General features: G+C 41.5%; 11 protein-coding genes. All 11 read right to left on the bottom strand.

Annotation, left to right across the window (positions count from 1 at the left end):
* Window positions 1-16: 16 nt before the first annotated feature.
* Window positions 17-1,345 carry a phenylacetate--CoA ligase family protein gene (locus ACOZ9X_RS12055; RefSeq protein ID WP_423418388.1) on the bottom strand — a complete coding sequence of 443 codons (1,329 nt, stop codon included), beginning with the start codon at window positions 1,343-1,345 and terminating at the stop codon, window positions 17-19.
* Window positions 1,346-1,874: 529 nt separating this feature from the next.
* Window positions 1,875-2,864, bottom strand: a complete 990-nt coding sequence (locus ACOZ9X_RS12050) for a lipoate--protein ligase (protein ID WP_423418387.1) — start codon at window positions 2,862-2,864, stop codon at window positions 1,875-1,877.
* Window positions 2,865-2,891: 27 nt separating this feature from the next.
* On the bottom strand, window positions 2,892-3,626 hold the full coding sequence (locus ACOZ9X_RS12045) for an MBL fold metallo-hydrolase (RefSeq protein ID WP_423418386.1): 735 nt from the start codon (window positions 3,624-3,626) through the stop codon (window positions 2,892-2,894).
* Window positions 3,627-3,679: 53 nt separating this feature from the next.
* Entirely contained in the window at window positions 3,680-4,555 is an 876-nt protein-coding gene (locus ACOZ9X_RS12040) for a LysR family transcriptional regulator (RefSeq protein WP_423418385.1), read from the bottom strand.
* Window positions 4,556-4,624: 69 nt separating this feature from the next.
* Entirely contained in the window at window positions 4,625-4,915 is a 291-nt protein-coding gene (locus ACOZ9X_RS12035; RefSeq protein WP_423418384.1) for a putative quinol monooxygenase, read from the bottom strand.
* A 233-nt stretch (window positions 4,916-5,148) separates the two neighbouring features.
* Window positions 5,149-6,129, bottom strand: a complete 981-nt coding sequence (locus ACOZ9X_RS12030) for a zinc-binding dehydrogenase (RefSeq protein ID WP_423418383.1) — start codon at window positions 6,127-6,129, stop codon at window positions 5,149-5,151.
* Window positions 6,130-6,215: 86 nt separating this feature from the next.
* The gene (locus ACOZ9X_RS12025) at window positions 6,216-6,878 is read right to left on the bottom strand and encodes a type 1 glutamine amidotransferase domain-containing protein (RefSeq protein ID WP_423418382.1); all 663 of its coding nucleotides are present in this window, start codon (window positions 6,876-6,878) and stop codon (window positions 6,216-6,218) included.
* Between the two features lie 525 nt (window positions 6,879-7,403).
* On the bottom strand, window positions 7,404-8,231 hold the full coding sequence (locus ACOZ9X_RS12020) for a carbohydrate ABC transporter permease (protein WP_066391426.1): 828 nt from the start codon (window positions 8,229-8,231) through the stop codon (window positions 7,404-7,406).
* Between the two features lie 30 nt (window positions 8,232-8,261).
* Window positions 8,262-9,590: an ABC transporter permease subunit gene (locus ACOZ9X_RS12015; protein ID WP_423418941.1), complete on the bottom strand. Its 1,329-nt coding sequence runs from the start codon at window positions 9,588-9,590 to the stop codon at window positions 8,262-8,264.
* Between the two features lie 167 nt (window positions 9,591-9,757).
* Window positions 9,758-11,065 (bottom strand): ABC transporter substrate-binding protein, encoded by a 1,308-nt coding sequence (locus tag ACOZ9X_RS12010; RefSeq protein ID WP_423418381.1) that lies wholly within the window; start codon window positions 11,063-11,065, stop codon window positions 9,758-9,760.
* Between the two features lie 54 nt (window positions 11,066-11,119).
* Complete coding sequence (locus ACOZ9X_RS12005) at window positions 11,120-12,106, bottom strand: LacI family DNA-binding transcriptional regulator (RefSeq protein ID WP_423418380.1); 987 nt, start codon at window positions 12,104-12,106, stop codon at window positions 11,120-11,122.
* Window positions 12,107-12,301 lie beyond the last annotated feature (195 nt).

Here is a 12,301-nt window from a genome sequence, read left to right as displayed (position 1 = left end):
TACGATTGAAAAGTAATTATACGCCCATTTTTTTCTGTACCCGTCTGACCACACGGATTGCCTTCCCTTCAGAACGCGGAATCCCTTTTGGCGGATACACTTTAATATTCATGGATACGAGGCATGTGTCTTTAACTTTCTTTGTGATTGTATTCTTTAAAAGGTGCGTCGCCTCATGATCTTCGTCTCCGTTTGTTACAGCATAAAGTTGTTCCGTCATTTCAACATGAAGTTCAATATGCTCTTTTAAGCCTTCTGTTAAAATATGAACTTGGTAGTGAGGTACAATATCCTCGATTGAAAGAAGACAATTCTCAATTTCAGACGGAAACACGTTAACTCCACGGATGATAATCATGTCATCGATTCGGCCCTTAACACGGCTCATTCGTATGGAAGTCCTTCCACAGCTGCAAGGGAGTCGATTAATGGAAGCAATATCTCCTGTACGATATCGGATGATCGGAAAAGCTTCCTTTGTTAAACTTGTAAACACAAGCTCTCCATACTGACCATCAGGCATTGGTTCGAGCGTATCAGGATTAATGATCTCAGCTAAAAAATGATCATCCATAATATGAAGGCCATCCTGTGCCTCGTGGCATTCCATCGCAACCCCTGGCCCCATCACTTCACTCAATCCATAGATATCCATCGCTTTAATGCCAAGCTTCTCTTCAAGCGTTGCACGCATCTCTTCTGACCACGGCTCGGCTCCAAATATTCCGTATTCTATTGAAGTGGCTTTCGGATCTTTTCCTAGCTCCTCCATCTTTTCAGCAATGGTTAAGATATAAGAAGGAGTTCCACATATCACCTGTGGTTTAAAATCTTCGATCAATAAGATCTGCCGTTCAGTATTCCCGCCCGATACAGGAACTGTAATCATCCCCAGCCGTTCTGATCCGTTATGAAGTCCGAGCCCCCCTGTAAAAAGGCCATATCCATATGCATTATGAAGGACATGACCAGGTTCTCCACCTGCAATGGCGATAGAACGTGCAACCATGTTGCTCCACCTGTCAATGTCACCTTCTGTATAGCCAACTACTGTCGGTTTACCGCTTGTTCCAGAAGAGGCATGCAGTCGGACGAGGTGATCTTGCGGAACTGCGAAAAGTCCAAAAGGATAATGATCGCGAAGATCTTTTTTTACGGTAAAAGGAAGTTTTTGAAGATCGTCTAATGTATCAATTGAAGAGGGATGAATTCCTTTTTCGTCAAATGCATTTTTGTAAAAAGAGACATTCTCATATACGTTGTGTACCGTCTGCTTTAACCGATGAAGCTGAAGCTCTTCTTTTTCATCACGACTCATACATTCCACTTGTGGATGGAGGATCATTCTTTCATCTCCCTTTATCATATGTAAGCGATTACAATTGAGATTAAAAAATATAACGTTTTTGTACCGTTATCTAATTATTGTGTGATGTGTTTGGTTTCAGCTTATCATTTATAATAATTTTCTGTCAAATGATTTTGGAGTGCTGAAACAGCCGTTTAGACACGACTTAGAAAACACCGTTTGTGTAGTTTACAAACGGATGTTGCACTTGTGCCTGTTGTGACAGCACATCATTTCCTGAATGGGATACGTTTTTTGTATCCTAGTCAGGAAAGAATGTGACCTCGAGGGGCTGGTCAATGAAGCTGGGCTGATTGAGTGCTGATGTAGCAACTTTGGATGAATTGGTGAAGACTTATAAATTGTCTTTGAGGACTTATAAATTAATTTGAAGACTTATAATTTTTTTGAGGACTTATAAATTAATTTAAAGACTTATAAATTTTTTTGAAGACTTATAAATGAAACTGAAGACTTATAAACGATATAAACAACAAAAACCGCCCATAAAAAGGCGGTTTTCTTCCTAATATAATAGATCAAGAAACTCCTGACGGGTTACATTTCCGAAATAATGGCTCAGGTCAAGGTCTCCAAGGACTTCTTCGATCGCCTCGCGATCATAACGTACACCGTTCAGCTTGTTTTCGATATCTGAAACGTCACCTACACCGAAGAAATCTCCAAAGATCTTACTTTCTTGTATGATTCCTTTAACGATGTGCAGACGAATATCAACAGAACCTGCTGCAAATCGGTTCGAAAGTTCCACATTGAACTTCGGTGACTTACCGTAGTTCCAATCCCAGTTAGCATAACGTTCTCTTGAGATTTTGCGGATTTCTTCCCAATCTTTTTCCGTCAGTTCATACTTTGGAATAGAATCGAACTCTTCGAATAAATACGCAAGAAGGGTCTGTTTGAACTCTTCCATCGTCATATCTTCATCCAAGTGCTCACGAATGTTCGTTACACGGCTGCGGATAGATTTGATTCCTTTTGACTCGATCTTGTCCATTCGTACATTTAGAGCAGATACTACATTTTCGATCTCAGAATCAAAAAGCAAAGTTCCGTGGCTAAACATACGGCCTTTCGTAGAAAACTGGGCGTTGCCTGAAATTTTCTTTCCGTCTGCCAAAATGTCGTTTCGCCCGCTTAATTCAGCGTTCACACCAAGTTTTTTAAGTGCTTTTACAACAGGATCGGTAAACTTCTTGAAATCATGAAACGAATTCCCGTCATCTTTTGTAATAAAGCTGAAGTTTAAGTTTCCGAGATCATGATACACGGCACCGCCACCTGATAAACGACGAACCACATGAATACCTTCATCACGAACATAGTCCGCGTTGATCTCTTCAACGGTATTTTGATTCTTACCGATGATGATCGATGGTTCATTTATATAAAAAAGCAAATACGTTTCATTGATGTCTAAATGTTTTAAAGCGAACTCTTCTATAGCTAGATTCACTCTTGGGTCTGTAATATTTTCATTATCAATAAAAAGCATAGTTTTCTCCTCTTTCAGTCCCTATCTTTAAGCTTCCCACGTCCAACCGGAAGAGGCAAGCTCCACTTTATTGTTATACACCTCTTTTGCCTCTGTGACAAGCTGTGATAACTGACCAAAATGAGGAAGATGTGTGAGAAGCAGCTGATGAGCTTCTGACTGCTGAGCAAGCTTTCCGCAATCCTCTGATGTCATGTGGCCTGGGCCGCTTCCATCCATCCCTTTGTAAAAGTTGCACTCGGCAATCAGCAAGTCTGCATTTTTGCTGAACCGTACTAGTTCAGGAATCAATGCCGTATCCGCCGTGTAGACAAGCGTATCTTTCCCATCCGTAATACGCATCGCGTAGCAAGTGACCGCGTGTTTTGTAAGCTGAAACGAAATGGTAAAGGGTCCAACGCTAAGCTCTCCTTGAGGGTCATAAGCGATTCCCTTCGTATGTGTCCCGTGCGTTAGCGACTGAAAACTTCCTTCATCCTTGTTGTGGCCATAGATTGGAAGTGTTTTTATCCCTTTTTGTAAAAATGACTGGATGAGGCGGCTATATTGAAGCACACCAATGTCAGCAACATGGTCTGCATGATAGTGTGACAAAATAACAGCATCTAGTTCTTCTGGCTTGATGTAGTTTTGCAGTTGAGAAAGCACCCCGCTTCCGCAATCAACGAGCAGATTGAATCCGTCGCTTTGCAAAAGATATCCGGATGTTGCTTCCCCTGCGGCTGGGTAACCTCCCCAATAACCTAAAACCTTCAGTTTCATAATTTCGTCCTCCGTTTTTACTTACTAGTGTACACAAAGGACTTCGCTTTACACTAGTTATTCCGCTTTAAAGCGTCTAATACTTTTTCCAAGATGGGGTTATTTTTATGATCTACTTTATATGCCGCATAGATCGTGTTCTCTGCGGTAAGCTCTGAGAACATTAATTTAACCTTTTTCTCTTGAATAGATTTTTCTATTAAATAGGTTGGCAGAATACTGATGCCCAACCCATTTTCTACACCTTCTAAAATAGATCTTAAATCAGGAATAACGTGGCATGGCTGAAAATCCGGCCGCTTATTAAAATGTTCTCGCCAATACCTTCTAATGATTGGAAGTTCCAACCCGTAACTTAGCCACTTCTGACTGATCAGCCACTGTTCAATCTCATCAGCATTTTTTGCATCTGATTCGTACTCAGGCGGCGCAGTTGCAACAAACACTTCATCTTCAAGCTTTCGATATTCGATCCCTTGATGCTGCGATTTTTGAGTAGTCAAAATCAGATCCACTTCATCTTTTTCAAGCTTTTCTAGCAATGTACCTGCCATTCCGAACTGTGCTAAAAAACGGATATTTAAACCTCGTATATTAGGAAGTGCACGTCTCGTAAAATATTCAGCAGGCGAGCCAATACGAATCACTGGGGCAAGTCCTTTGCTGGATGAACTGTGAAGCATTTCAAGTGTCGTATTTTCTAAGTTCTCAATTAGCGGAACTATCTTTGTATATAGTTCTTTTCCTTTGTCTGTCGGTACCATTTTACGAGGAGCTCGAATAAACAAAGGTTCGCCAATTTCTGCTTCTAAAGCCGCAAGATGCTGACTCATCGCAGGCTGTGTTAAAATTCTCGCTTTCGCTGCTGCAGAAACAGACCGGTGTTTATAAATGCTGATAAAACTTCGGTACCATTCAAAATCAATCATGAATTCCCCTCCTTCCCACGAATCATGAAAACAGCACCGCTCTATATGCCGAACGGTGCAGAGTTTTCTCTATTGATCGATAACGTTTAAGCGATATACTTCACGCTGTTCGATTAGTGTTTCAATGTTTTTCCGATAGTTGCTATAATGCTCAGATTCGATGTGTGATTTGAGTGCATCTTCATCAGCCCACGTTTCATAAAAAACGAAAGTCCGAGAGTCTTCGGTTGATTCGTGAAGCGTATAGTTGATGCATCCTTCTTCTTTACGTGACGCTTGTACAACTTTTACTAATTCCTCTCGCAAAGAAGCCTCATTACCTGGTTTTGCTTTTAATATGGCATTGATCGTAATAGACAAAACAATCACCTTCTTTTTTAAAATTTTTTACGTAATTCTTTGTTGCATTTGGAAGTAGGTTGATTTCCGTTTCAGATGCTCGCTTTCCGCGGGGCAGGCGGTGAGCCACATTCGGACGTTTCACTCTTAAGTGTCTCACCTGCCAGCCTGTCCCGCAGGAGTCTCGCATCTTACACTTCAATCAACTTGCAATGAAGACTTACTCCCCTTAATTTAAAGGCAAACCATAACCCTTAAACAATCTTACAAACAATCTTACCCTTCACATGACGCTGTGATAATTTTTCAAGTGTTGCTGGAACTTCTTCTAGTGAGATTACTTGCTCTAGCAGTGGCGAAACTTTTTTTTCAGCTACAAGCGCCAAAAGTTCGTCTCCCATTTTGGCTAAGTCGCGTTCTGCCACTTCGTCATTGTTATGGTGAATCGCGTTCAGCGCTACTTCATGGAATGAAATTACTCTAGTAAAAGGTTTTACGCGTGTGTAATCAGGAGCACCTGCGATGTGTGCAATATGTCCGTTATATGCAATCATGTCGAGTGATGCTGTTGCGTTGTCTCGGCTTACTGTATCTAGAACGGCATCTACACCTCTGCCGTTCGTGAACTCCATAACTTTTGCTTTTACATCTTCTTCTTTGTAATCAATCACAAGGTCTGCTCCAAGTGAAGAAACATACTCATGGTTGTGTGAAGAGGCAGTAGAGATCACGGTTTTCCCAGCATTTTTAGCAAGTTGAATCGCAAATCCTCCAACACCGCCTGCTCCTGCATGAATCAGTATCGTATCAATTGAAAACATAGGCAATTTTCTAAATAGCGCTTGATAAGCTGTGTATCCTGCTGTCGGAAGCGCTGCTGCCTCTTCAAATGAAAGAGAATCAGGAATACGGGAAATCGTATGTGCCGTTGTCACTCCATACTCTGCGTATGCGCCTTTTTTGTTAAAATCTCCGTGGTACACAACGCGGTCTCCAATTTTCCATTCCGTTACACCTTCTCCAACTTCATGAATGGTACCAGCAGCATCAAGCCCTAAAATATGAGGATATGTCCAGTTTGGGTTTCCGCCAGTTGCTGTTTTATAATCAACAGGATTTAACCCCGCAGCATGAATTTTTACTACAACTTCCCCTTTACCTGCAGTTGGTGTTTCAATATCTTCTATCTTCATTTCTCTCCATTGATTTTTATCTTTTAAAAGTAATGCTTTCATGTTTCATTCTCCTCTCAAGTATTCATTCTCAATAAATAAAGCCTGCAAACCTTATTCTCTCTATAAAGGTTTGCAGGAATTCATAATTATGCCAGTTGCTTAAGAACTTCTTTTGCAACAGATATTGTAGATTGCGGATTTTGACCAGTAATTAAGTTTCCATCTACTTGTACATGGTTTGCCCAATTTTCAGCGGCTACAAACTCAGCACCAAGTTCACGCATGCGTGTTTCTAATAAGAACGGCATGTATTGATCAAGAGTTGTTTCTACTTCTTCAGCATCTGTAAATGCTGTAACAGCTTTTCCAGCAACTAATGGCGTGCCATCAGAAAGTTTAACACCCACTAATCCAGCTGGGCCATGACATACTGCTGCAACTACTTTGTTTTGCTCGTAAAGGTCACGAATTACCTCTTGAAGTTTTGTGTGATCTGGAAGGTCGAACATCGTGCCGTGACCTCCAGGCAAGAAGATTCCATCAAATCCATCAATGTCTTTGATTTCATCTAAGTTTAGTGTGTTTTCAAGGTATTTTGCTGTATCTAAAATCTCTTGAGGCACTTCACCTTCAAGGCTGCGGTCATCTACTGGAGCTTTTCCGCCTTTAGGGCTCGCAACTGTTATGGTGTAACCAGCATTAGCGAACTCCACATACGCTTCACCAAACTCAGAAAGCCATAGCCCTGTTGAGTGTTCGTTATTCATTTTATCAGCCGTAGTAACGACCATTAATATATGTTTAGACATTGTAAAATTCCTCCTAATTAAAAGTAAGTTGCTTAACTAACAAAACCTATTGTATACCCAGATTTCCAATAATACAAATTAGATAATATAGCATTTGTTATAAAAATTTTTATACATATAAAGAATTTTAGAATGCTTCATCTCAGGGTGCTTTCTACGGATTTTGGCTATGGTTGTTTGTTCGTTCTCGTCATTAATAAGTTGATTGAAGTGTAAGATGCGAGACTCTCGGCTAGGACAGGCTAGCAGTCCGAAAAGTGAAAGTGGCTGGTTCAGCCCCGACAAGCAAAAGATGAATGGACCAGGAAGGCGCACTTTGCCTTATGGGGCATTTAGCTTTTGACCTCGAGGGGGCTAGCCACTGCAACTAGACAAGGGAGACACTTAAAAGTGAAACGTTACGAATGTGGCTCACCGCCTGCCCCGCGGAAAGCGAGCATCTGAAACGGAAATCAACTACTTCCAAGAGCTAAAATCATACAAGCAAAAACCCTCGCTATATAAGCGAGGGCTTCAAAATTCAACCTATTCTTTTACAGCACCGGAAGTTAATCCCGACACGATTCGGCGTTGGAAAAGCAGAACCATGATCACAAGCGGTACTGTTACGATAACCGTTGCTGCAGTTACCTCTCCCCAAGGAATCGTGAACTGTCCTTCGAACATCGCGATTCCGACCGGTACGGTTTTGAACTCATCATCTGTATTGATCGTTAACGCGAACAGAAACTCGTTCCACGCTGATATGAATACAAGTATAGCTGTTGTAAAAATTCCTGGTATCGCTAAAGGCAAGATTACACGCCAATACGTCTGCATCGGTGAAGCCCCGTCCATTTTTGCTGCTTCTTCAAGATCGAACGGGATCTTTCGGAAGAACGTAACGAGAAGCCAGATGGATAATGGCAACGTAAATGTTGTGTACGGAATGATCAATCCTAGATAGCTGTTCGTTAATCCAAGGTTTTTCAATACGATATAAATCGGTGAAATGGTTGCGATCTGCGGAAACATGGAAACCGATAACACTAATCCAAGGATGACAGTTTTTCCTTTAAAGTTTAATCGCGCGATCGCATAAGCCGCAAAGCTCGCTACAAGGACTGCATAGACAGTAGTGATCGTTGAAACGACTAAGCTGTTCCATAAATATTTTAAGAATGGATAGTTAACAAATACAGATTCATAGTTCTCACCTGTCATGTTGTTTGTAAATGGTATGAACGCACGGTCGCCAAACAGCTCAGCAACCGGCTTGATCGAGCTTGCCAGTACCCATAAAAACGGAAACATGACAAGGAAGACAAACAATGTTAAGAATACGTAAAACATTGGGCCTGCTTTTTTGTTCATTTCCTATTCACTCCTTTATCTGTTCCGTTTTTATCTATCATTTAAAAGGTCTCGTCCAAGGAACTTGATGTAGATCATAGAGATGATCGCTACACAGACAAAGACGATAACCGACAGCGCCGAACCTTCACCGAAATTAGTCTGTGCAAACATGACTTTGTAAGCGAGGATCGATATCGTTTCCGTAGAGTTTGCTGGACCTCCACCTGTGAGTACATAGATTAAGTCGAACACACGGAACGCATCTAATGTACGGAACAACAAGGCAACGAGGATGCTAGACTTTAACAGAGGCAACGTAATCTTTAAGAATTGCTTCCACTTGTTTGCTCCGTCAATCGCTGCTGCTTCATACAATGAACTCGGAATCGTTTGAAGCCCCGCTAATAACAAGAGTGCCATATAAGGCGTCGTTTTCCATACGTCTGCGAAAATGACGGCAAACATAGCGCCGGTGCTTGTTGTCAGCATATCCGTCATCTGGTCAAACAATCCGATTTCAGCAAAAGCTTTGGCTACGATTCCGTTTTGTCCATCATATAGATACTTCCACATAAATGCTGAAACAGCAGTTGGAATCGCCCATGGAATGAGGATGGTTGCTCTGACGAGTCCTCTACCAAAGAAAGCTTTATTAATAAGCAGTGCGATCGCGAGTCCAATTACGAGCTCTGCAAAAACAGAGATTACCGTAAAGACAGTTGTATTTTGAATCGCTTTCCACATGCGGCTATCTGTTAGATTTTCTTTATAATGCTTCAGTCCGATAAAGTTAGGCGTGATGACTGAATCCTTTAATGATGCTGAAAGTCCGATCACGTCTTCTGGGTTTTTCAGTTCACTCTTTAACTCTCTAAGTTGTTCCGAAGAATCTGTTACAGCTTTCTCCAGATCGAGCGCTACCTCTTTGTCCAAATCAGAAACAGCAAGCTCTTCACTGATCGGCTCCATTACGGTCAGCTTCTCATCTATTTCGTCATACTTGCTACTTAGTTCTCCATCAGACTTTAATTCTGCATCCACTTTTTCAAGATTTGTTTTGATCGCTTCAAGCTCTGATTTTGTTTTTCCTGTTGCTTGATCGACTTCATCTTCTAGTGAACTGATCAAGAATGGATAGTTATCTAGATAGGTTTGCAGATTCACTTTATACGACACATACGCTTCCGATTTTGCTGGGTTGTTCAGTCGTAGATCAAACATGCTGTAATAGAAAGATTGAAATACAGGCCAGATGGCAATGATTAAGATCAAGATCATCGACGGGGCGATCAGCATGTAGCCTAGAGAACGGTCAGAACGCTTTTTCTTCGCCTTTTGTTTCGTTTTTGCTGCAATAGGCTGTTGGTTGTTAGGCATTAGATCAGGTTTCAAACATGTCAGCTCCTTACTATTCGAATGCAATCGACGGACGGGCGCTGTTACGTCCATCCATTTCACTCTTTGTGTTGTGGAATCGATACCAATTATAAAAGTAAGGGGAGCCTCTCTAAGAGAAAGGCATACCCCTTATCCATTTACATTTCTTACTTTACTAGTTTTGCAGAGATTTCTTTTTGCATGTTTTTAGCCGCTTGTTCTGGTGTGATCTTTTTCGCTACAGCTTGAGAAACTTGTACTTGAATGATGTCAGAGATCTCAGGGTAGTTCGGTGCTACTGGGCGAGATACTGCTGCTTCAAGTGCGTTTACAAAACCTTCTTCTTTAAAGTATGGGTTTGCATCTAAAATTTCTTGGTCTTCATAAAGAGAAAGAATCGTTGGCGCGTGTCCACCTTTGATCGCGTCGATCTTTTGTCCTTCTTTACCAGCCATAAAGCTTAAGAATTTCCAAGCTTCTTCAGGGTGTTTCGTGTTTTTGTTAATACCAGCCATCCAGCCGCCAAGTGCTGCTGCAGAACCTGCATCACCTGCTGGAAGTGGAGCTACTCCAACTTTACCTGCGATCTTAGATTGCTTCTCATCATTTGCTAATGCGAATTGATATGGCCAGTTACGGATCAGACCTGCTTGTCCGTTGATGAATGCTGTATGTGACTCTGGCTCAGCAAACGTTGTAACGTTTTGCGGAACAACATCAGAGTTTGCGACTTCTACAAGCTTAGCGATTCCTTTGATCGCTTCTGGAGAGTCAACTTTAACATCACCATTTTCGTCGATGATCTGACCACCGTATGATGCGATAAATTCAACCGCATTACATACAAGACCTTCGTATTGCTTCGCTTGCATCAAGTAACCAAACTGTGTTCCACCTTGACCCTTCGTTTCCTTCGCTTTCGCTAAAAGCTCATCCCACGTCTTTGGAACAGAACCTTCATCAACTAAGTCTGTGCGATAGAAAAGCATTCCTGCATCAATAAACTTAGGAAGAGCCCATTGCTTTCCTTTAAATTTAGATGCCGTGATCGCACCTTGGTTATAATCATCTGGGTTAATACCATCTTTTTCCATAAAACGGTCTAACGGCATCAAGAATCCTGCTTGTGCAAATTCAGCCGGCCAGATAACGTCTAGATCAATAACATCGATCTCATCAGAATTCGCGTTGAACGCTGTTACGTATGCGTCATGCTGCTTACCAGTATCTGCAGGCATCTCCTTAAACTTCACATCAATGTTAGGGTATTTCTTTTCAAAAGCTTGCACCATTGCTGTTGTACCTTGTGTATCATCCTTACCACGTGCATAGACGATCGTTACTTTTTCGTCTTTATCACCGCCGGATTTGTTACTGTTGCTGCTTCCTTCTTCTTTGTCCGAACAAGCTGCAAGTACAAGTGACAACGCTAGTGAAGTAGAAATCACTTTTGAGATTTTCTTAAGCTTCTTCATTGTGTTTCCCCCTAATCTCCTGTTTTGTAAACGATTACATTTCACCACAAAAAGTTACGTTGAGGATCGTTTGATCAACTGAAATGGCAGAATTACTTCTTTTCGACTTAAAGGTTTTTTTGCCTGAATCGCCTCTACCATTAGATTCATAGCCTGCTTAGCAATGGTGTCGATCGGCTGTTCGACCGTAGTCAGATCCATTAATGCTGCCAGAGGCTGGTTATCGAAGCCTATGATAGCGAGGTCCTCTGGTACTCTCCAGCCTGCGTCAAACGCAGCTTTTGCAATACCTGCTGCCACTTCGTCACTTCCAGTGAAGACAGCTTGTGGCCGATCAGCCAACTCACTCAATTTTTTAAATGCAGCAAAGCCGTCTTGTACACTATAGGCGTTGTAAAAGAACCACTCTTCCTTCATCATGATTCCCGCATCATCTAGTGCTTTTAAGAAACCAATCTTTCTGTCTTTGGAAACTCTGGAGCTTTTGTGGTTGCCGGTACAATACCCAATCTTTGTATAGCCTTGATCGATCAAGTGCTTCGTTCCTAGATAGCTTCCTTCTATCTGGTTTAAGTAGACGGAAGGTACTTGAGCAGAGTCTGAATATTCGTTACAAACGACGATGGGGCCGAACGATAAGTATGGTTCAAACTCACTCCAATCGTTTTCTATGGACGTTAAGATCAGACCATCTACTTGTTTTGTTTTTAAAAGCTCTAAGAAATTCCGCTCTTGCTCTTTCTTATAACGGGTCTGACACAAAATCAGCTGATAGCCTTTTTTTGCGGCTTCCTTCTCCATCACTTCAACTAGATGACTAAAAAATGGGTTCGTAATCCGAGGCACATAGACAGCAATTGTTTCCGTTTGCTGTCGCCTCAATCGTCTTGCTGATGAATTGGGCACATAATTCAGTTCTTGCATCGCCTGCGTTACGAGACGTTTCTTCTCTTCTGTCACATACGGATGTTCATTGATCACCCTAGAGACAGTTGTGCGGGATAATCCTGCTTTCTTCGCCACATCTTGAATGGTTGCCATCAGATTCTCCTCTTAAAACATTTGTGGAATCGAATTCATGAAATCGTTTTCATAATCAGAGTATAGTTCACGAAATATTCACAGGTCAATCCTTTTTTTCAGAAAGTTTTGTAATTAAAGATTTCATCGGAAGCAGGAAATACTACGATTCAACCGAACTTATGATAAAATACATACACGATTTTGTTTTTATGC

Source organism: Fictibacillus nanhaiensis (genome assembly GCF_049537595.1).
GTDB lineage: Bacteria > Bacillota > Bacilli > Bacillales > Fictibacillaceae > Fictibacillus > Fictibacillus nanhaiensis_F.
The sequence above is the reverse complement of the archived record's forward strand: the minus strand, read 5'-3'. Positions and strand labels throughout refer to the sequence as shown.